Source organism: Teichococcus oryzae (genome assembly GCF_008386565.1).
Classification (GTDB): domain Bacteria; phylum Pseudomonadota; class Alphaproteobacteria; order Acetobacterales; family Acetobacteraceae; genus Pseudoroseomonas; species Pseudoroseomonas oryzae.
The window spans coordinates 1,289,289-1,309,482 of sequence record NZ_VUKA01000001.1 but is presented as its reverse complement, the minus strand read 5'-3'; the positions used below and the strand labels follow the sequence as shown (position 1 = coordinate 1,309,482).

19 protein-coding genes and 2 tRNA genes are annotated in these 20,194 nt (G+C 68.4%); 16 read left to right on the top strand and 5 right to left on the bottom strand.

Annotated features, from left to right (window positions below; all coding sequences use genetic code 11):
- Window positions 1-124 precede the first annotated feature (124 nt).
- Both F0Q34_RS06080 and F0Q34_RS06075 read left to right on the top strand, forming a co-directional pair.
- Window positions 125-538, top strand: a complete 414-nt coding sequence (locus F0Q34_RS06080; protein WP_149811167.1) for a DUF2497 domain-containing protein — start codon at window positions 125-127, stop codon at window positions 536-538.
- A gap of 53 nt (window positions 539-591) precedes the next feature.
- Window positions 592-3,291, top strand: a complete 2,700-nt coding sequence (locus tag F0Q34_RS06075) for a valine--tRNA ligase (protein ID WP_149811166.1) — start codon at window positions 592-594, stop codon at window positions 3,289-3,291.
- Window positions 3,292-3,330: 39 nt separating this feature from the next.
- On the opposite strand, the gene xth is transcribed toward F0Q34_RS06075, so the two are convergent.
- Window positions 3,331-4,098 (bottom strand): exodeoxyribonuclease III, encoded by a 768-nt coding sequence (xth, locus tag F0Q34_RS06070; protein ID WP_149811165.1) that lies wholly within the window; start codon window positions 4,096-4,098, stop codon window positions 3,331-3,333.
- A 15-nt stretch (window positions 4,099-4,113) separates the two neighbouring features.
- Window positions 4,114-4,473: a HesB/IscA family protein gene (locus F0Q34_RS06065; protein WP_149811164.1), complete on the bottom strand. Its 360-nt coding sequence runs from the start codon at window positions 4,471-4,473 to the stop codon at window positions 4,114-4,116.
- A 99-nt stretch (window positions 4,474-4,572) separates the two neighbouring features.
- Here F0Q34_RS06065 and F0Q34_RS06060 point away from each other — a divergent pair, with 99 nt between their 5' ends.
- From F0Q34_RS06060 to F0Q34_RS06000, 13 genes are all read left to right on the top strand, one after another.
- Window positions 4,573-5,724: a deoxyguanosinetriphosphate triphosphohydrolase gene (locus F0Q34_RS06060; protein ID WP_149811163.1), complete on the top strand. Its 1,152-nt coding sequence runs from the start codon at window positions 4,573-4,575 to the stop codon at window positions 5,722-5,724.
- A gap of 9 nt (window positions 5,725-5,733) precedes the next feature.
- Entirely contained in the window at window positions 5,734-7,521 is a 1,788-nt protein-coding gene (gene argS, locus F0Q34_RS06055) for an arginine--tRNA ligase (protein ID WP_149811162.1), read from the top strand.
- The gene (locus F0Q34_RS22485; RefSeq protein WP_277755254.1) at window positions 7,518-8,336 is read left to right on the top strand and encodes an SPOR domain-containing protein; all 819 of its coding nucleotides are present in this window, start codon (window positions 7,518-7,520) and stop codon (window positions 8,334-8,336) included. Before argS ends, F0Q34_RS22485 begins: the two co-directional genes overlap by 4 nt.
- A 14-nt stretch (window positions 8,337-8,350) precedes the next feature.
- Window positions 8,351-9,352 (top strand): beta-N-acetylhexosaminidase, encoded by a 1,002-nt coding sequence (nagZ, locus tag F0Q34_RS06045; protein WP_149811161.1) that lies wholly within the window; start codon window positions 8,351-8,353, stop codon window positions 9,350-9,352.
- The gene (locus F0Q34_RS06040) at window positions 9,349-10,050 is read left to right on the top strand and encodes a site-2 protease family protein (protein ID WP_149811160.1); all 702 of its coding nucleotides are present in this window, start codon (window positions 9,349-9,351) and stop codon (window positions 10,048-10,050) included. The genes nagZ and F0Q34_RS06040 overlap by 4 nt, the downstream gene beginning before the upstream one ends.
- Window positions 10,050-10,844: a segregation and condensation protein A gene (locus F0Q34_RS06035; RefSeq protein WP_149811159.1), complete on the top strand. Its 795-nt coding sequence runs from the start codon at window positions 10,050-10,052 to the stop codon at window positions 10,842-10,844. Before F0Q34_RS06040 ends, F0Q34_RS06035 begins: the two co-directional genes overlap by 1 nt.
- Window positions 10,828-11,433, top strand: coding sequence for an SMC-Scp complex subunit ScpB (gene scpB / locus F0Q34_RS06030; protein WP_149811158.1), 606 nt, complete (start codon window positions 10,828-10,830; stop codon window positions 11,431-11,433). Before F0Q34_RS06035 ends, scpB begins: the two co-directional genes overlap by 17 nt.
- An 86-nt stretch (window positions 11,434-11,519) precedes the next feature.
- Window positions 11,520-12,107, top strand: coding sequence for a Sec-independent protein translocase protein TatB (gene tatB / locus F0Q34_RS22130; protein ID WP_241665332.1), 588 nt, complete (start codon window positions 11,520-11,522; stop codon window positions 12,105-12,107).
- A gap of 50 nt (window positions 12,108-12,157) precedes the next feature.
- The gene (gene tatC, locus F0Q34_RS06020; RefSeq protein WP_149811299.1) at window positions 12,158-12,910 is read left to right on the top strand and encodes a twin-arginine translocase subunit TatC; all 753 of its coding nucleotides are present in this window, start codon (window positions 12,158-12,160) and stop codon (window positions 12,908-12,910) included.
- A gap of 8 nt (window positions 12,911-12,918) precedes the next feature.
- A complete protein-coding gene (gene serS, locus F0Q34_RS06015; protein ID WP_149811157.1) occupies window positions 12,919-14,187 on the top strand; it encodes a serine--tRNA ligase in 1,269 nt (422 codons plus the stop codon).
- 52 nt (window positions 14,188-14,239) lie between these two features.
- Window positions 14,240-14,313 (top strand) — tRNA-Pro (locus F0Q34_RS06010).
- Between the two features lie 52 nt (window positions 14,314-14,365).
- On the top strand, window positions 14,366-14,689 hold the full coding sequence (locus F0Q34_RS06005) for an ETC complex I subunit (RefSeq protein WP_149811156.1): 324 nt from the start codon (window positions 14,366-14,368) through the stop codon (window positions 14,687-14,689).
- 12 nt (window positions 14,690-14,701) lie between these two features.
- Window positions 14,702-14,778: transfer RNA gene (locus F0Q34_RS06000), tRNA-Arg, on the top strand.
- 13 nt (window positions 14,779-14,791) lie between these two features.
- On the opposite strand, the gene F0Q34_RS05995 is transcribed toward F0Q34_RS06000, so the two are convergent.
- Window positions 14,792-15,532, bottom strand: coding sequence for an endonuclease/exonuclease/phosphatase family protein (locus tag F0Q34_RS05995; RefSeq protein ID WP_149811155.1), 741 nt, complete (start codon window positions 15,530-15,532; stop codon window positions 14,792-14,794).
- Window positions 15,529-17,742, bottom strand: coding sequence for a VTT domain-containing protein (locus tag F0Q34_RS05990; protein WP_149811154.1), 2,214 nt, complete (start codon window positions 17,740-17,742; stop codon window positions 15,529-15,531). Before F0Q34_RS05990 ends, F0Q34_RS05995 begins: the two co-directional genes overlap by 4 nt.
- A 187-nt stretch (window positions 17,743-17,929) precedes the next feature.
- On the opposite strand from F0Q34_RS05990, the gene trpS reads away from it, so the two are divergent.
- Window positions 17,930-18,931 carry a tryptophan--tRNA ligase gene (gene trpS, locus F0Q34_RS05985; RefSeq protein ID WP_149811298.1) on the top strand — a complete coding sequence of 334 codons (1,002 nt, stop codon included), beginning with the start codon at window positions 17,930-17,932 and terminating at the stop codon, window positions 18,929-18,931.
- A gap of 3 nt (window positions 18,932-18,934) precedes the next feature.
- Here trpS and F0Q34_RS05980 read toward each other — a convergent pair whose 3' ends face one another.
- On the bottom strand, window positions 18,935-20,083 hold the full coding sequence (locus tag F0Q34_RS05980; protein WP_149811153.1) for a bifunctional 2-C-methyl-D-erythritol 4-phosphate cytidylyltransferase/2-C-methyl-D-erythritol 2,4-cyclodiphosphate synthase: 1,149 nt from the start codon (window positions 20,081-20,083) through the stop codon (window positions 18,935-18,937).
- Window positions 20,084-20,194 lie beyond the last annotated feature (111 nt).

Sequence of the window (20,194 nt, the reverse complement as noted above, 5' to 3'; positions counted from 1 at the left end):
CCAGTACGACATGGAAGCCTATTACAACGCCGTCCGAAACAAGCTCTTCGGCACCAGCGATATCACGCAAAGAAGGTAGGCCATGGCCGCGAACACGCCACCGGAAGGCCCTAAGGAGCCTTCTATGGACGAGATCCTCGCCTCCATCCGGCAATCCCTGAACGAGGATGAGGAGGTGGGCGACCTACCTCTGGAACTGACGGAATCCATGCTGGTGGAGGAGGCGCCGGGAAGCGAGCCGCCACCGCCGCAACCGGCGGAGGATGCGGAGCCGGCGCAGGGATTGCTCGGGCCCGTTGCGGCGGCGGCCACGGCGGCGGCCTTGGCGCAGCTGGCGCGCACCGTCTCCTCCAACCGGGCCGCGCCGGTTCTGCGGCAATCCGGCCCCAGCATCGAGGACGTGGTGCGGGAGGAATTGCGGCCGCTGCTCCGCGAATGGCTGGACCAGCACCTTCCGGCCCTGGTGAAGACCCTGGTGGAAGCCGAGATCCGCCGGCTGATGGGCCAGTCCGGCCGGGATGGCGGCGCGGCGGGCTGATCCGCGCCAGCTTCCTCTTGACGCGGGGGCGGCACCCGACCAAGCGTGCGCCCATGCTCGACAAGACCCTCTCGCCCGCCTCCTTTGAACAACGCCTCTATGAGGGGTGGGAGGCTTCGGGCGCCTTCAGTGCCGATCCCGCCAGCGGGGCCGCGCCCTTCACCATCATGATCCCGCCGCCCAATGTCACGGGCAGCCTCCATATCGGCCACGCGCTGACCTTCACCATTCAGGACACGCTGATCCGCTGGCGCCGGATGCAGGGGCGGGACGCGCTGTGGCAGCCGGGCACGGACCATGCCGGAATCGCCACCCAGATGGTGGTGGAGCGCCTGCTTGGCAGCCAGGGCGTTAATCGCCGCGACATCGGGCGCGAGAAGTTCCTGGAACATGTTTGGGAATGGAAGGCCCAGTCGGGCGGCAGCATCACCCGCCAGCTGCGCAGCCTCGGCGCCAGCCTGGACTGGCCGCGCGAACGCTTCACCATGGATGCCGGCTTGTCCGATGCGGTGCGGGAGGTGTTCGTCACCCTGCACGAGCAGGGGCTGATCTACCGCGACAAGCGCCTGGTGAACTGGGATTCCAAGTTCCAGACCGCCATCTCCGACCTTGAGGTCGAGAACCGGGAGATGAAGGGTAGCCTGTGGCACCTGCGCTATCCGGTGGAGGGCGAGCCCGGCCGCTTCCTGGTGGTGGCCACGACGCGCCCGGAAACCATGCTGGGCGACACCGCCGTCGCCGTGCATCCGGATGACGAGCGCTTCCGGGACCTGGTCGGAAGGCACGTCATCCTGCCGCTCACCGGCCGTCGCATCCCGGTGGTGGCCGACGAGTATTCCGACCCCGAGAAGGGCTCGGGCGCGGTGAAGATCACCCCGGCGCATGACTTCAACGACTTCGCCGTGGGCAAGCGCCATGGCGTGGCCATGCCCTCCATCCTGGATGCGCAGGGCGCCGTCTGGCTTGAGGAGATCGAGGCCAGCTTGCAGGCCGTGCCGGGCGTCGCCGATCCGGCCTTTGTCCGCTCCCTCGCGGGACAGGACCGCTTCGCCGCCCGCAAGGCCATCGTCGCGGAGCTGGAGCGGCTGGAACTGCTCGAGAAGATCGAGCCGCATAACAACGCCGTGCCGCATGGCGACCGCTCGGGCGTGCCGATCGAGCCGCGCCTGACCATGCAGTGGTATTGCGATGCCGCGACCCTGGCCAAGCCGGCCATCGAGGCCGTGGAAACCGGCCGCACCGAGTTCGTACCGAAGCACTTCGAGAACGTCTTCTTCTCCTGGATGCGCGACATCCAGCCCTGGTGCATCAGCCGCCAGCTCTGGTGGGGCCACCAGATCCCGGCCTGGTACGCGCCGGATGGCAGCGTCTTTGTCGCCCGCACCGAGGAGGAAGCCTATGCCCAGGCGCGCGCCAAGCTGGGCGATGGCGTGACCCTGACGCGCGACGAGGATGTGCTGGACACCTGGTTCAGCTCCGCCCTCTGGCCTTTCAGCACCCTGGGATGGCCGCGGAAGACGCCGGAACTGGAGAAGTATTATCCCGGCGACGTGCTGGTGACGGGCTGGGACATCATCTTCTTCTGGGTCGCCCGGATGATGATGATGGGCCACCACTTCATGGGGGATGCGCCCTTCAAGACCGTCTACATCCATGGCCTCGTCCGCGACGAGAAGGGCCAGAAGATGTCGAAGTCGAAGGGCAACGTCATTGATCCGCTGGAGCTGGTGGACAGCTTCGGCGCCGATGCGCTGCGCTTCACCATCGCCTCCCTCGCCACGCCGGGCCGTGACGTGAAGCTGGGCCGCAAGCGGGTGGAGGATTTCCGCTCCTTCGGCACCAAGCTCTGGAACGCCGCCCGCTTCTGCGAGATGAACGGCATCGCGCCCAATGCCTCCTTCGATCCCTCGAAGGTGCAGACGCCGCTGGCGCGCTGGATCCTGGACGCGGCCAATAGCGCCATCGCTGAGGCGACGGCGGCGCTGGAAGCCTACCGCATGGATGACTATGCGGGCGCCTGCTACCGCTTTGTCTGGAACAGCTTCTGCGACTGGTTCCTGGAATTCGCCAAGCCGGCGCTGAACGGGCCAGACGGCGCGGAGAAGGCGGAGGTGAAGGGAGCCGCGCAGCATGTGCTGGGCACCATCCTGCGCCTGCTGCACCCGGTGATGCCCTATCTCACCGAGGAGTTGTGGGACCGCTTCGGCTATGGCGCCGAGTTCAGCCTGATCCGCGCCGCATGGCCCGAGCCGGTGGCCGTGCCCGGCGCCGAGGAGGCGCGTGCCGAGCTGGACTGGCTGGTCAGCCTGATCTCCACCGTCCGCGGCGTGCGGTCCGAGATGAACGTGCCGCCTTCCGTCACGGTGCCGCTGCTGCTTCAGGGTGCCAGCGCCGGGACCCTGGCGCGCGGCGAGCGCTGGATCGAGGCGATCCGCCGCCTCGGCCGCGCGACCGAGTTCCGCGCCCTGGCGGAGGGCGAGGCGCCGAAGGGTGTGGCGCAGGCCGTGGTTGGCGAGGCGACGGTGCTGCTGCCGCTGGCGGAGGTCATCGACCTTGGCGCCGAACGGGCACGCCTCGCCCGCGAGCAGGACAAGGTGAAGGCCGAGATGGCGAAGATCACCGCCAAGCTGTCGAATGCCGATTTCGTCAGCCGGGCAAAGCCCGAGGTGGTCGAGGAAAACCGGGAGCGGCTGGCCGCCTCGGAAGCGGAACTGGCTCGGCTGCAGGCCGCGCTGGCGCGGATCAGCGATTGAAGGGACGGGGCGCCACGGCGGAAACCCCGCCGCGGCGCCTCAGGCCAGCTCGATCACGAGAGGCGTGTGGTCCGAGGGCTGTTCCTCGGCCCGGGGGCCGATCTCCACCTGGGCGGAGACGAGGCGCTCCGCAAGTTCCGGCGAAAGCAGGGCGTGGTCGATCCGCAGCCCACGATTGGCCTCGAAGGACGGCCCATAATCCCAGTAGGTGTAGATCCGGTTCCCGGGATGCAGGGCACGGACAGCGTCGGTCAAGCCGATATGGCATAGCGCCTGGAAAGCGGCGCGGGTTTTCGGCCGCACCAGGGCATCGGTCGGAGGCAGCGCCCCCGGCGCCAGGTCAAGCGCAGTCGGGCAAACGTTGAAGTCGCCCAGGATGGCCAAGGGCTGGAAGCGGTCCAGCAATCCGGCGGCCCGACGGCGCAGGCGCTCCATCCAGCGCAGCTTGTAGGCATAGCCTTCCGCGCCGCCGGAATTGCCGTTCGGCAGATAGATCCCGGCCAAGTGGGCACCGCCGGCGACCACCTCGATATAGCGCGCATGGTCGTCCGCGGCCTCGCCCTCAAGCGCCTCGCAGACCACCTCGAAGGGAATGCGCGACAGCACGGCCACCCCGTTCCGGCCGCCCGGCTGGCCCACGGCATGCACCTGGTAGCCGAGGTCGCGGAACTCGGCCGTCGGGCATTCCTCCGTCTTGCATTTCAGCTCCTGCAGGAACAGCAGGTCGGGCTGAACCTTTTGCAGGAAGCGGCCGATATGCGGAACGCGCTTCCGCACGGAATTCACGTTGAAGCTGGCGATGCGCACGGGGTTGGTGTCGGATCAGCCGATGGAGAAGGACGCGCCGCAGCCGCAGCCCGACGCCGCCTGCGGATTGCGAACGGTGAAATGCGCACCGATCAGTTCATCGGCCCAGTCCAGCTGCGCGCCCTGCAGCAGGTCCAGGCTGACCGGGTCGATCATCACCCGTGCCTCGCCGGATTGCAGCACAAGGTCGTCCTCCGCCACCGCGTCGTCCAGGTCGAAGGAATACTGGAAGCCGGAGCAGCCGCCGGCCAGCACCGCCAGCCGCAGGCCGGCGGCGGGGCGTCCCGCCCGCTCGGCGATCTCGCGGATCTGGGCGAAGGCGCGGGGCGTGACGCTGAAAGCAGCGGAAGGCGACGAGCCGTCGGGCATGGGCATGAAACTCCTCGAAGGGCGAACATAGGCGCCAGGGAGGCGGTTTCCAACCATGCCGGCGGCGTTGCGGCAGGGCAGGGCGGCTGGTAAGCCGCCGCGACCATGCCCGACCTCGCCCCCTACGCCGTCCGACCGGAAACGTCGCGCGGCCGCCTCCATCCGGAGCCGGCGGGCGGGGCGCGGTCCCCATTCCAGCGGGACCGCGACCGGATCATCCACAGCGCGGCCTTTCGCCGGCTGCAATACAAGACGCAGGTCTTCATCTACCACGAGGGCGACGCGTTCCGCACCCGGCTGACCCACAGCATCGAGGTGGCGCAGATCGCCCGCTCCATCGCCCGGCGGCTGCGGGTGGACGAGGATCTGGCGGAAGCGCTGGCACTCGCGCATGACCTCGGCCATCCACCCTTCGGCCATGCGGGAGAGGATGCGCTGAACGGCGCCATGCGCCCTTATGGCGGCTTCGACCACAATGCCCAGAGCCTGAAGGCGGTGACCACGCTGGAATGGCGCTATGCCGAGTTCGACGGGCTGAACCTGACCTGGGAAACGCTGGAAGGCCTGGCCAAGCACAATGGCCCGCTGCGCCGCCCGCCGCCCTTCACTGCCGAATATGACCGGCTGCATCCGCTGGAGCTGGGCACCCATGCCTCGGTGGAGGCGCAGGTGGCGGCGCTCGCCGACGACATCGCCTACAACAACCACGACCTGGATGACGGGCTGCGCGCCCGCATCTTCACCCTGGACGAGGCCGCCGCCCTGCCGCTGTTCGGCACCGCCCTGGCGGAGGCGCGCGCCGCCTATCCGGCGGCGGCGCCCCCGCGGCTCGCCAGCGAGGCGATCCGCCGCGTCATCAACATGATGGTCGAGGATGTGGTGGCGGAAACGAGCCGGCGCCTGGCTGCCCTTGCGCCGGTGGATGCCGCCGCGGTGCGTGCCGCCGGGCAGCCCATGGTGGTGTTCAGCCCCACCATGCAGGAAGCGAACCAGCAGGTGCGCGAATTCCTGTTCGGCCGCATGTACAGGCACTGGCGAGTGAACCGCACAACCCAGAAATGCCGCCGCGTGGTGCAGGTGCTGTTCAGCCTTCTGCATGGCGGCCCCGACATGCTGCCGCCGGAATGGCGGGAGCGAGCCGGCAATGCCGGCAGTGCCGAATGCGCCGCCGCCGTGTGCGACTACATCGCCGGCATGACCGACCGCTTCGCGCTGGAAGAGCACCGGCGCCTGACCGACCCTCATCTTCCAGGCTGAATGGACCCCATGGAACAGCATCCGGACGCCCCGCAGGATATCTTCGCCGCACTGCGCACCGAGGTCCTGGCCTGCCTGCGACGCATCCTGCCGGATCTGCCCGAGGAGGCCCTGGCACGCGTCACGATGGAGCCGCCGCGCGACCCGTCGCATGGCGACATGTCCACCAACGCGGCCATGGTGGTGGCCAAGCCCGCGCGGCAGCCGCCGGCGAAGATCGCCGCGCAGCTGGCCGAGGCGCTGGCGCAGCTGCCCATGGTGTCCGGGGCGGCCCCAGCCGGCCCTGGCTTCGTGAACCTTCGGCTGGCGGAGGATTACCTCCATGGCCAGGTTCCGCTCATCCTGCGTGTCGGAGAGGCCTATGGCGATGGCCAGGCCGGGAGCGACGTGCCGGTGAACGTGGAATATGTTTCCGCCAATCCGACCGGCCCGATGCATGTCGGCCATTGCCGGGGCGCCGTGGTGGGCGATGCGCTGGCGAATCTGCTGGCCAAGGCGGGCGCGCGCGTCACCAAGGAATACTACATCAACGACGCGGGCGCGCAGGTCCAGGCGCTCGGCTACGCTGCTTACTGGCGCTACCTCCAGGCGATCGGCACGACGCTGACGGAGGAGGAATACTCGGCCTCCATCCCTGGCGGCCTGCAATATCGCGGCGAGTACCTGATCCCCGTGGGAGAGGCGCTCCGTGACCGGCACGGCGAAGCCCTGGCGCCCGGCAAGCTTCCCGCCGATCCCGCCCTCTGGCTGGACACGGTGCGCGAATTTGCCGTGGCGCGGATGATGGAGGCGATCCGCGAGGATCTGGCCGCCCTCGGTGTGGCGCACGATGTCTTTATCAGCGAGGCCGACCTGGTGCGTCGCGGCGTGGCGGACCGCGCCATCGCCGATCTGTCCGCCAAGGGCTTGGTGTATGAGGGCGTGCTGGAGCCGCCCAAGGGCAAGCTGCCCGAGGATTGGGAGCCGCGCCCGCAGACGCTGTTCGCCTCGACCCGCTTCGGCGACGACGTCGATCGCCCACTGCGCAAGAGCGATGGCAGCAACACCTATTTCGCCAACGACATCGGCAACCACGCCGACAAGATCGCCCGTGGCTTCGGTGAGCTGGTGCAGGTCTGGGGCGCCGATCATGGCGGTTATGTTCCACGCATGAAGGCGGCGGTCGCGGCGCTGTCCGGCGAGAAGCGTGTCGGCTTCACGGTTGTTCTGACGCAGATCGTGAAGGTGCTGAAGGGCGGCGAGCCGGTTCGCATGTCCAAGCGCGCCGGCACCTACATCACCCTTCGCGACCTCATCGACGAGGTGGGGCGCGATGCGGTGCGCTTCACCATGCTGACGCGCAAATCTGACGCGCAGATGGATTTCGACCTCGACAAGGTGGTCGAGCAATCGCGCGAGAACCCTGTCTTCTATGTCCAGTACGCCCACGCCCGCTGCCGCTCCGTGCTGCGGCAGGCGGGGGAACCGGCGCAGTCCGATCTCGCCGCCGCGCCGCTTGGCCACCTGAAAGACGAGGCGGAATTGGCGCTGATCCGCCGCCTCAGCCTCTGGCCGCGTGTGGTGGAGGGCGCTGCTGCGGCGCGGGAGCCACACCGGATTGCCTTTTATCTCGGGGACTTGGCCGCCGACTTTCATATTTTGTGGAACCGTGGGCGCGATGATGCGACACTGCGTTTTATCCGGGCCGAGGAGCCGGACGCCACGCGGGCCCGCCTCGCGCTGGTGGCCGCCACGGCCATCGTTATCCGCTCTGGCCTTGCGGTCATGGGTGTCGCGCCGGTTGAGGAGATGAGGTGAGGGAAGCTCAGATCCCGTCTTATCGGGTGAGGGAAACCGCGGAGGATGGCGCGTCCCGCCGCCTTCTGCTGATGGCTGCCGGCGTTGTCGGCACCCTGGCATTGGGTGGTGTGGTCGGCTGGGCGATCACGCACTACACCGACAACACCATTCCGGTGATCCAAGCGGATTCGCGCCCCATCAAGGTGCGGCCGGAAGATCGCGGCGGCCTGCGCGTCGCCAACCAGGACGAAATCATCTTCGAGCGCCGGACGGCCAGCGGCACCTATGAGCCATCCGGCCGGCTGGGCCCGGCGGCTGAGGCGCCGAACCTGGATGCGCTGCGCGCGGCGACCGCTCCCCCCGTGGCGCATACACCGCCGGCCGCCATCGCACAGCCCTCGGTCCCCGCGTTGCCATTGGCGGCCCAGGAAGTCCCGGAGCCGGCCGTGCCCCTCGCATTGGATTCCGCGCGGCAGGCGCCGCCCCCGGCGGCGGCCATCGTGCCGGAGCCCGCCCCTGTGGTGCAGGCCAGGCCGGAGGAAAGCCGTCCGCCGGCACCGGCGCCCCGGCCGCCGGCGGCTACCAGCGGCTCGGTCGTGGTGCAACTGGGCGCGCTGCCCTCCGAAGCCGGCGCCCGCGCCGAATGGGACCGCCTGGGCCGTCGCGTTCCCGAGCTTGGCGGCTTCACGCCGCAGATCATCCGTTTCGATCAGGATGGCAAGCCAACCATGTGGCGCCTGCGCACCGGCGGCTTCCAGAGCCGTCAGGCGGCCGGGGCCTTCTGCGATGCCGTGCGCAGCCGCGGCGGCGCTTGCGCGGTGATCGGCGGTTAAGGCATCCCTTGGTCATGAAAGATCCTCGCGCAGCCATCATCGGGCTGTCGGGCCACAGCCTCACGGCGGAAGAAGCCGCCATGCTGCGGCAATGGCGGCCGCTTGGCGCCATCCTGTTCGCCCGCAACATCCGGGATGCGGAACAGGTCCGGGCCCTGACGGACGCCATCCGGGAGGAATTGGGCGGGGACGCCCCCATTCTCGTGGACCAGGAAGGCGGACGGGTGGCGCGGCTGCGGCCGCCGCACTGGCCGGACTTCCCACCCGCCGCCCGCTTCGAAGGGTTGCCGGAGGAAGCCGCCTCGGCCAATGCCACGCTGCTTGGCCTGGACTGTCTGGCCCTTGGCCTCGACGTGGTGTGCGCTCCCGTGCTGGACCTGCGGCTGCCAGGAGCACATGGCATCATTGGCGACCGCTCCTTCTCGGCGGAACCGGCTGAGGTCGCCCGGCTCGGCGGCGCATGGATTCGCGGGCTGCAACGCGCTGGCACCATTCCGGTGATCAAGCACATCCCCGGCCATGGGCGGGCCTCGGTGGACAGCCATCTGGAACTGCCCCGCGTCACCGCCGGGGCGGCTGCCCTGGCGGACGACATCGCGCCCTTCGCCGCCCTGGCGGCGGACGGCGCATGGGCGATGACCGCCCATATCCTCTACAGCGCCTGGGATGACCAGCGGCCGGCCACGCTTTCGCCCAAGGTGATCCAGAACATCATCCGGGGCGAGATCGGCTTCGATGGTCCCCTGGTTTCCGACGACCTGGCGATGCACGCCTTGAAGGGCGAGCCGGGGGCGCTGGCCGGCGATGCGCTGGCGGCCGGATGCGACGTCGTCCTGCATTGCACAGGCGTGCTGGAGGAAAGCCTCGCGGTGTTGCGCGGCAGCGCCCCGGTGCATGACAAGGCCGCCGAGCGCCTGACGGCATCCCGCAGCCGAAGCCTTCCGGGCCGTGCTGCCAGCCATGACCTTCAGGCCATGGCCAGGCAACGGGATGATGCGTTGCGGAATGTCGCGTGACTGAGTGGCTGCCCGAGCTTCTGGCGGCCATTCTCGCCACGGTTCTGGCCATCACGCTGCACGAGGCGGCGCATGGCTATGCCGCGCTGGCGCTGGGTGACGACACGGCGGAGCGGGCAGGGCGGCTGAGCCTGAACCCCCTGCGCCATGTGGACCGGGTCGGGACGGTGATCGTGCCGGGGCTTCTGGTGCTGTTCCAGCTGCTGACCATTGGCCGGGTGGAGGTGATGTTCGGCTGGGCGAAGCCGGTCCCGGTCGATATCCGCCGTCTGCGCAACCCCCGCTACGGCATGGTGCTGGTGGCGGCTGCGGGGCCGGCCATGAACGTGTTCCTGGCCTGGTGCGCGGCCATGCTGGCGCATCCGCTGGACAGCGTCTCGGCCGGGCTGCCGCCGGCGGCGGTGGAACTCGGCATTCGCTTTATCGTGTTATCTATCCTGGTCAATCTGTTGCTGGGGCTGTTCAACCTATTGCCGATCCCGCCGCTCGACGGTGGCCGCATCCTGGTCGGCCTTCTGCCAATGCGGCCAGCCATGGCCCTGGCCCGGCTGGAGCCGGCGGGCCTGGTGATCGTGCTTCTGCTGTTGTTCGTGTTGCCGCGCCTCGCCCCCTCCCTGGATGTGATGGGGGGGCTGGTTTCGCTGGTTTCCGGTCCCGGCTTCCGGCTGATCCTGCAGCTTTCCGGGCATGTCGTGTGATGGCGGATGGGAAGGCACCGGAAACGCTGCACCTCACCCTGGACGGGTATGAAGGGCCGCTCGATCTGCTGCTGGAACTGGCGCGCGCCCAGAAGGTGGACATTGCGCGCATTTCCATCCTCGATCTGGTGGACCAGTACCTCACGGTCATCGAAGGGGCGCGTCGCATCCGGCTGGAGCTGGCGGCCGACTGGCTGGTGATGGCCGCGTGGCTCGCCTGGCTCAAATCCCGCCTCCTGCTGCCCGAGGACCCACAGCAGGAGGACGATGCCGAGGCTCTGGCGGGCCAACTGGCCGAAAGGTTGGCGGAGCTGGAGCGCATGCGGGAAGCGGCGCGCTGGCTGTCGCGGCGTCCCTTGATGGGGGTGGATGTTCTGGCGCGCGGCGCTCCGGAAAGCTTGCTGAGGGAAGACCGCAGCGGCCTGCTGGCCGACCTTCCGGCGCTGCTCCGCGCCTATGTTGAGGCGCTGCGCCGTTCCGCGGCGAAACGGCCCTACCGGCCGCAGCCGCGCCGCCTTTGGACCGTCCAGGAAGCGCTCGACCGATTGGCGCGGCTGGTGGGCGGCCTCCCGGAATGGGGGGAACTGCGGCGCTTCCTGCCCGACACCCTGACCGATCCGGTGGAGAAGCGGGCCGCGTTGGCGGCCACCCTGATCGCCGGCCTGGAGATGGCCCGGGGCGGAGGCATCGAGCTGCGCCAGGAGGCGGCTTTCGGGCCGATCCTGCTGCGCAGGGCGCCGGCCGCCCCCAACACCATGATCGTTGAGGATCTGCCCGATGCAGCTGCCGCCTGATCCCGCTGCGCCGGCGGCCGGCGCGCCCGATGACGGCGACCGGGCGGGCATCGCGCCGCTTGAGCACGCGCTGCGCCTGGCCGAGGCGCTGGTCTTCGCCTCCGATCGGCCCGTGCCCGCGGAGCGGCTCCAGGCCCTGCTGCCGGAAGGCCTGCGGGCGGATGCGGTGCTGACCTTGCTCGCTTCCCGTTATGCTGGCCGCGGCGTTGAGCTGACCGAGGTGGCCGGAGGCTACGCCTTCCGCACCGCGCTCGATCTGGCGCCGCTGCTGACCAGGGTGGTGGAAACACCCCGGCGCCTGCCGCGCGTCGCCATGGAGGCCTTGGCCATCATTGCCTATCACCAGCCCGTAACCCGCTCCGAGATCGAGGAGATCCGCGGCGCCAGCCTGTCCCAGGCCACCCTTGAGACGCTGCTGGAGCAGGCCCTGATCGCGCCCCGGGGCCGAAAGGAGGTTCCCGGACGCCCGACCCTGTGGGCCACCACGCCGCGCTTCCTGGAGCAATTCGGCCTCCGGGTGCTGTCCGACCTGCCGCGGCGGGAGGAGCTGCTGGCGGGCGACTCGCAGCCGGCGGCGGCACGAGGTTGATTCCGCTTCATCTGCCCCGCCGCTTCGTTTTTCCCGGAAGAAGCGCCTAGATAGGGGGCAGGGTTCATCAGCTGGTGGCGGCCACATTGGCGCTGCCCGCCGTTCCTGCTAACGGAAGCGGCCCCCGCGGGGGAAATGGGAAGCACATGTTTGATCTCGCCTGGTCTGAGTTGGCGCTTATCGCCGTGGTGGCGGTCGTGGTGATCGGACCGAAGGACCTGCCGGATGCCATCCGCAAGATGGCCAAGGGCATCCAGAAGCTGCGGCGCATGGCCGCGGAGTTTCAGACCCACGCCGATGAACTGGTGCGGGAGGCGAAGCTTGAGGATGTCCGGGATCAGATCCGCGACATCCGCAACTTCGACCTCAAGAGCACGATCGAGCGCAATCTCGACTCCGACGGCGAGATCCGCCGCACCTTCAACGACAATCCCCTGCGGGATGACTGGAAGCCTGATGCCGGCAGCGGCACCACGACGCCAGCAGCGCCGCCGGTTTCCGCCTCGGCCGGGTCTGCTCCGTCTGAGTCTGCTCCGGCGGTTGACGCTGCGCCGGCGGCGCCCGCCTTTGTGCCGCCGGACATCGCCGCGGCGGCACCCGGCTCCGCTCCCCATGGCCATCCGCCCGCACCGGCCGAGGCCGCGGCGGCCAAGCCCGCAACCCCGAACGCCTGAGCACCCGATCCGTGGCCCAACCGCAGGAAGACATCATCGACGACAAGCCGATGCCGCTGATCGAGCATCTGCTCGAACTGCGCACAAGGCTGCTCTGGTCCATCGGCGCGTTCATCGTCGCCTTCGGCATCTGCTACTACTTCTCGGCGCAGATCTACGGCTTCCTGGCGCGCCCGCTGGCGGATATCCTGCAGCAGCAGAGCGGCGGCGAGCGGCGGATGATCTTCACCGCGCTCTATGAAGCCTTCTTCACCTACCTGAAGGTGGCCTTCTTCGGCGCGACCTTCCTGAGCTTCCCGATGTGGGCGACGCAGCTCTGGCTGTTCATCGCGCCGGGCCTGTATCGCAGCGAGAAGCGGGCGATCCTGCCCTTCCTGCTGGCCTCGCCGGTGTTGTTCGTCCTGGGTGCCGCGCTGGCCTACTACTTCATCTTCCCGCTGGCCTGGAAATTCTTCATCTCCTTCGAAACGCCGCCCGGCGCGGACGCCCTTCCGGTGCAGCTGGAAGCGAAGGTCAGCGAATATCTCAGCCTGGTCATGCACATGATCCTGGCCTTCGGTGCGGCGTTCCAGCTTCCGGTGGCGCTGACGCTGATGGCCAAGGTCGGCATCGTCACGGTGGACGGGCTGAAGAAAAGCCGCCGCTACGCGATTGTCGGGATGTTCGTGGTGGCGGCCATCGTGACGCCCCCCGACATCATCAGCCAGATCGGCCTCGCTGTGCCGCTGATCGCCCTTTACGAGCTGTCCATCCTTGCCGCCGGGTGGGTCGCCCCCAAGCGGGATGACGATACCGAGAACTGAGCCGCGCCATGCATGATATCCGCACCTTGAGAGCCGATCCGGCTGCCTTTGACGCCGCCTTGGCCCGGCGGGGCCTGCCGCCCATCGCGGAGGCCGTGCTGACGCAGGACGCGGCCCGCAGGGCAGGCCAGACGGCGGCGCAGGAGGCACAATCCCGCCGCAACCAGCTTTCCAAGGAAATCGGCCAGGCCAAGCGCCAGGGCGGCGACACGGCCGCCCTGGAAGCCGAGGCGGTAAGCCTCCGCAATCGCATGGAAGCCCTGGAAGCGGAGGCCAAGGCCGCAGAGCAGGCGCAGACCGCGGTGCTTGAGGCCCTGCCGAACTTGCTCGACGACACTGTGCCCGACGGGGCGGATGAAAGCGCCAATGTGGTGCTGCACCAGGAAGGGCAGCCGGCGGCGTTCGACTTCCCGGCGAAGCAGCATTTCGAGCTGGGCGAAGCCTGGGGATTGATGGACTTCGCCGCCGCCGCGAAGCTGGCCGGCGCCCGCTTCACCGTGCTGCGGGGGCAATTGGCGCGGCTGGAGCGCGCGCTGGGCCAGTACATGCTGTCACTGCATGTGGACGAGCATGGCTACACGGAAAGCTCGGTTCCGCTGCTGGTCAACAGTGCCACCATGTACGGCACCGGCCAGTTGCCGAAATTCGAGGAAGACCTGTTCCGTACCACGGATGGCCGCTGGCTGATCCCGACCGCCGAGGTGCCGCTGACCAATCTGGCGGCCGGCGAGATCCTGCCCGAGGATGCCTTGCCGCTGCGCTATGCCGCATTGTCTCCCTGCTTCCGCTCGGAAGCCGGCAGCGCCGGGCGGGACACGCGGGGCATGCTGCGCCAGCACCAGTTCGCCAAGGTCGAGATGGTGGCCGTCACCACGCCGGAGCAGTCCGAGGCCGAGCATGAGCGGATGACCCGGTGCGCGGAGCGGGTGCTGACGGAACTCGGCCTGACATGGCGGCGCATCGTGCTTTGCGCCGGCGATACTGGCTTCGCCGCTTCCAAGACCTATGATCTGGAAGTGTGGCTGCCGGGGCAGGGCGCCTGGCGGGAGATCTCCTCCTGCTCCAATTGCCGCGATTTCCAGGCCCGCCGCATGGGCGCCCGCTACCGCCCCAAGGAGACCAAGGGCACGGCCTATCTCCACACGCTGAACGGCTCCGGCGTGGCAGTCGGGCGCGCGCTGATCGCGGTGCTGGAGACCCATCAGCAGGCCGATGGCAGCGTCCGGGTGCCCGAGGTGCTGCTGCCCTGGATGGGCGGCGTGACGCAGATCGGATGAAGCGACAAGGGCGGTTGCTTAATGCGGCGTCCGCCCATATTTTCCGGTTCGACGGGGCGTAGCGCAGCCTGGTAGCGCATCTGCTTTGGGAGCAGAGGGCCGGAGGTTCGAATCCTCTCGCCCCGAAACCTGTTTCCGGTGGCCGGGCCACCCAGCATGAGGCCGAGACATCACCACCATGAGCCGTGATCGCGCCATTGCCCGCATTCATTGCCCGCCGCGTTCCGCGATGCAGTCGGGGAAGGCCAAGAGCGGCGGCTGGGTGCTGTCCTTCGCGCCGGCCGAGCCGCGCCGGCTCGACCCGCTGACGGGCTGGACCGGGTCTGGCGACACGCGCTCCCAGCTTCGCCTGAGCTTCTCCACGCGCGAGGCGGCGGAGGCCTATGCCAAGGCCCAGGGCCTCCGCTATGAGGTGGAAGCCGCTCCCGCCCAGCGGGAGATCAAGCCGAAATCCTATGCGGAAAACTTCCGCTATGGCCGTGCCGAGAACTGGACGCACTAGGCAGGCTTTTCCGCGCCCTTAGCTCAACTGGATAGAGCAACCGGCTTCTACCCGGTTGGTTGGGGGTTCGAGTCCCTCAGGGCGCGCCAGATTTCCGCAAGCTCAGGCTTCCTCGGGCACCCTGGCCGGGAAGGCGGCTTGGCCGGCTTTCCCCTCCCGCGCCTGCGGCATGTGCAGCTCGGCGATGACGGGCAGATGGTCCGATGCGGCCTGCGCTGCCGGGTCGCGCCAGTTTCGGCCCAGCAATCCGATGGGCCGGCAAAAAATTTCATCCAGTCGCAGGAGGGGGAAGCGCGCCGGAAAGGTCCGGTGTCCCGTCCGCGCCGGAAGCAGCGGCGACAGGCTGCGCCAAACCGGACCCCGCCAAGTCCAGTCGTTGAAATCCCCCATGACGATGAGCGGTCCGGGCATGTTTCGCACCAGCCGGGCCAGCCTGTTGGCTTGGGCTTGCCGCTCGCGCTGCTTCAGGCCCAGATGGGTCGCGATCACGCTCAGGAAGCCGTAGGGCGTGCGGACGCGGGCGGTGATGGCTGTGCGCGGCTCCCGCCCGTCGACCGACAGGTCATGCAGCTTTTCCTCCTCCATGGGCCAGCGGCTCAGCAGCATGTGGCCATAGGCGCCATCGGAGCTGCGCAGGGTCTCGGCATCGACATTGTGCCCGAAATGGTCCCGCAGCAGCAGAAAGGGCGATTCGCGGGTGCCGCGATTGCGCGCCTCGACCTCCTGCACGGCAAGGATGTCAGGCCGGTGACGGCGGATCAGGCCAAGCACGCGCTGGATGTCGTAGCGCCCGTCAGGCCCGATCGCGGAATGGATGTTCCAGGTCATGGCCCGCAGGATCATGCCGCCTCCTCCTGGCCGGCAGGCATGCCGCTGCGCCGCCTTATCCACGCCACCAGGCTCTGCAGCCCGTAGGACAACGCGCCCCAGGCCACCAGAACCAGGGTGAAGCCCAGAATATCGGACCAGGAGGGATCGGTCATGATCCGCAGCAGCCGATCGCCAAGGGCCGTCATCAGCACCAGCCCCGGCGCCAGCCCAAGTGCCGTGCCGACCATGTAGTCCAGGAGGGGGATGCGAACCGCCCCGGCAACCAGATTGACCACGGTGAAGGGTGCGATGGGCATCAGGCGCACCATCGTCACCGCCATGATGCCGTTGCGGGCGATGCCACGGCTGATCCGGTTGATACGGGGACCGATGATCTTGCGCAGCAGCGCGGGTCCGACCTTGCGGCCGACCAGATAGGTCAGCAGCGCGCTGACCATGGCCCCGACGGCGGCATAGGCCAGCCCAGGCCAGATCCCGAAGGCGGCCGCCGTGGCCACGATCAGCACATTCACCGGGAAGGCGAGGAGGCCCAGCAGCATGAACAGGCCAAGGGCCAGGGCCGGGCCCCAGGCCCCGTTGGCCTGCTGCATGGAGGAACTGAAGGTTTCCGGGTTCAGGAAGCCCGAAAGGGGGGTGTATTGCCAAGCCAGGCCTAGCAGGACGATGGGCAGCGCCACCAGGGCGATGCGGGTCCAGAGTGGCATGCCGTGCGGTGTCCCATCTTCTGAGGTGAAATCAGCCAGCAGCATGGCCGAGCCCAGGGAGCGCGCCGGGTCGGCCACAGCCTCGATCTGCGGAATGGCCTCGCCCTCGGCGAGGTGGCCATCCTGGATCGGCAACAAGCGGCGGCGCCCCCGGTTCAGCTGATCCAGCGCCCTGAACAGGGAGCCATCGCGCGTCGCCGCCGCGACCTGTTCCGGCCTGGCACCTAGGTGCTCGGCCAGGAACCTGTTTCGGACGGCACGGATGGCGGTCCGCGTGGCGTCGTCCTCCGCCTCGATCACCAGGTCGCACTCGCTGTCGGTCCCCATCGAGCGGCGGCAGATGTTCGATGATCCGACCCGCAGCAGTCGGTCATCGACGATCATCACCTTGGCATGGACCATGACGTCCGCCCGGGATTCGGAACGGGCGCCCACGCGGGGGAAAAGAAGGCGGACCTGACTTTCCACACCCTCGGCGCGGATCACCTCCATGAAGCGGATGCGGCCGGCCAGCATGCTGCGATGCTCAAGCCAGGTGTGGTGGGTGCGTGGAGCCAGGATCACCACTTCCAGTTCCGGCCGCTCCTTCAGGCGCTGCGCCAGGCGGTTGGCGAGGCCAAGATGGGTCAGGAACTGGTTCTCGATATAGATGCCGCGCTCGGCGCGATCGATCATGTCCTCGTAGAGGCGCTCGACCTCACGCACTTCTGGCTCCCCGTCGAAGCTTCCCTGGGTGCGCGCGATGCCGATGCGCAGGTTCCGGAAATCGGGGATCAGCCCCTCGGGCCATGGATCGTTGGCCGCTTCCCGTGGCGGCGGCGGAAGGTCCTCGCAGGCGCCACGGCGCCACCGTTCGCGCACCAGATCATCCAGGGCCCGGGCGGCCGGGCCGTCCACCACCATCTGGACATCGTGGAAGGGCGGATAGCTTTCATCCCGCGGATCGACACGGTGCGGGTGCACCGGCCGATGCTCGGGCGTGTCCCAGCGCCGGATGGTCAGGTCGAGACCGCCGGCGAAGGCCAGGACCCCATCGATCACCGCGATCTTCTGATGGTGGGACGCGCCAAAGGAAACCTGGTCATCGAGGCAAAGCTCGATCTGCTCAGGCATGTTCCAGTGCAGCTTCAACGCCGGAAGAAGTTCACGTTCAAGGGCATACAGGACGGAGTAATCCCAAAGCAGCAGCTTGATCCGCAGCTCCGGCTGCCGAGAAACCAGGCTGCACAGGAATGGCCCCAGTTCCCTCGGGAAGCCATCATCGGCCTCCCCGTCAGCGCCGACCAACGGCGTACGACTATCGATGTCCCATCCAACAATAACAATGGATCGCTGCGCTTTCTTCAGTGCCTCTCGAAGGGCACCATAATAGTTGGCGGCATCCACCAGCACGCTGGCGCGATGCGCCTCTTCCAGCCGCCAGACATTGCGGCCGGGGTGCAGGAGAGGCGGCGCTGAGGATATGGCCGCGGCGACGGGCCGCGGGTCCAGGGTCGCTTGGCTGCTGACATTGCCCATCACCCTGCTGCAACGCCGCAAAGCGCGAATGGTGTCAGAAGCGCAACAGCGTGAACCTGTTCGCATGGGACGTGGGCCAAGCCCGCGGCCAGTCAACCAGCCAAAGGCCCGGAAGCGCGCGGGAAACTTGACGTGGCGCTCCCTGCGCGAGATCACGCCTGCCTGCCCAGGCGCGAAAGGTTCGATGATGCAGCGCGTTTTCTCCGGAATTCAGCCTTCCGGTATTCCCACCCTCGGCAACTACCTGGGCGCGATCCGCAACTGGGTGCCGATGATGCGTGACCACGAATGCATCTACAGCGTCGTGGACCTGCATGCGATCACCCAGCCCTTCGATCCGAAGACCCTGGCGCGGCAGACGCGAGAAATGGCGGCGGCGCTGATGGCCTGCGGCGTGACGCCTGACAAATGCGTCCTGTTTGTCCAGAGCCATGTGCATGCCCATGCCCGGCTGGCCTGGATCTTCAACTGCGTGGCCCGGCTTGGCTGGCTCAACCGCATGACCCAGTTCAAGGACAAGGCCGGCAAGGACCGGGAGAATGTCGGCGCTGGTCTTTATGTTTATCCCAACCTGATGGCCGCCGACATCCTGGTCTATCACGCCACCCGGGTTCCGGTGGGGGAGGACCAGAAGCAGCATCTGGAACTGGCCAACGACATCGCGCAGAAATTCAATCACGACTTCGGCGAGGATTTCTTTCCCCCGATCGAGCCCATCATCCAGGGTGTCGCAGCAAGGGTGATGTCACTGCGCGATGGCACCAGGAAGATGTCGAAGTCGGACCCTTCCGACCAGTCGCGCATCAACCTGACTGATGACGCGGACACCATCGCCCTGAAGATCCGCCGGGCCAAGACCGATGCCGAGCCGCTTCCGGCGGAGCTTTCGGCGCTGGAAGGCCGGCCGGAGGCGCGCAACTTGGTGGGCATCCTGGCCGCCATCACCGGCGAGGAGCCGCAGCAGGTGCTGCGGGCCCATGAAGGGCAGGGCTTCGGCACCTTCAAGGGCGTGTTGACGGAGGCGCTGGTGGCGCATCTCAGCCCCATCCAGGGGGAGATGCAGCGGCTGCTGAACGATCCGGCCGCGGTGGACGCGGCCCTCCGGCAGGGCGCCGACAAGGCCGCCGCCATCGCCGAGCCGATCGTGGCGCGCGCGGAGGAACTGGTGGGCTTCCTGCCGCGCCGCTGACGTTCAGCCGGGGAGCAACAGCGTCGCCGCCGCCTGGGCGGCGATGCCTTCGCCACGGCCGGTGAAGCCCAGCCGTTCCGTGGTGGTTGCCTTCACCGAAACCCGGCCGATGTCGATGCCCAGCAGCTCGGCCAGGCGCTGGCGCATGCCATCCGCATGCGGTGCGATCTTCGGGCGCTCGCAGATCAGGGTCACATCCACATGGGTCAGGATGCCGCCCCGCGCCGCCACCCGTCCGACGGCGTGGCGCAGGAAGGCGGTGCTGTCCGCATCCTTCCAGCGCTCCTCGCTGGGGGGGAAATGCCGGCCGATATCCCCTTCCGCCAGGGCACCATAGATGGCGTCGCACAGCGCATGCAGGCCAACATCCGCATCGGAATGGCCATCCAGCCCCAGCGGGTGCGGGATGGTGACGCCGCAAAGGATCAGGGGACGACCCTCGACCAGCCGATGAACGTCGAAGCCCGTGCCCATGGCGGGCATCAGGCGGGGCAGCAGGGTGGCCTCGGCGCGGGCCAGGTCCTCGGGATAGGTCACTTTCAGGTTGTTCTCCGATCCGGCCACCAAGGCGACCGGCAAGTTGGCGGCTTCCAGCAGGGCGGCATCATCCGTGGCTTCATCGCGCGCCGCGCGATGGGCGTCCAGCAGCACCGCGAAGCGGAAGGCCTGGGGTGTCTGCGCGCGGAACAATCCTTCGCGCGGATGCGTCCCCAGGACCCGTCCATCCCTGGCCAGCTTCAGCGTATCGCTGACCGGTTGGGCCGGAATGGCGCCGGGGGCGGCCTCGAGGGCCTGCAGCAGCGCTTGCACCGTCCCCGCCGGCACGCAGGGCCGCGCGGCATCGTGCACCAGCACCACATCCGGCGCCTCGTCCGCCAGGGCTTCGAGGCCGGCCCGCACGCTTTGCTGGCGCGTGGCGCCGCCCATGACGGGCGTGAGCACAGGCAGTCCCTGAAGCGCCGCGGCAACCGCCTCCGCCTCGGACGGGGAAGCGACGACGGGCAGCAGGGCCTCGACCTTTCCGTCGCGGAGCAGGGCTTCCGCGGCATGGCGCAGTACCGCGCGGCCGAGAAGCGGCAGGAATTGTTTGGGGCGACCGGCGCCAAAGCGGGTGCCCTGGCCGGCCGCCATGAGAAGAGCAATGACACGCATGGCGAGGCAGGCTAGCGCCCCGGGCAGCCTTAGCCCAGGGACGCTCCCGCGAGGTCTGGGCCAGCACCGAAAAATTCGGTTGCACATGGACGCAAGGGGGGCGCTGCGGCT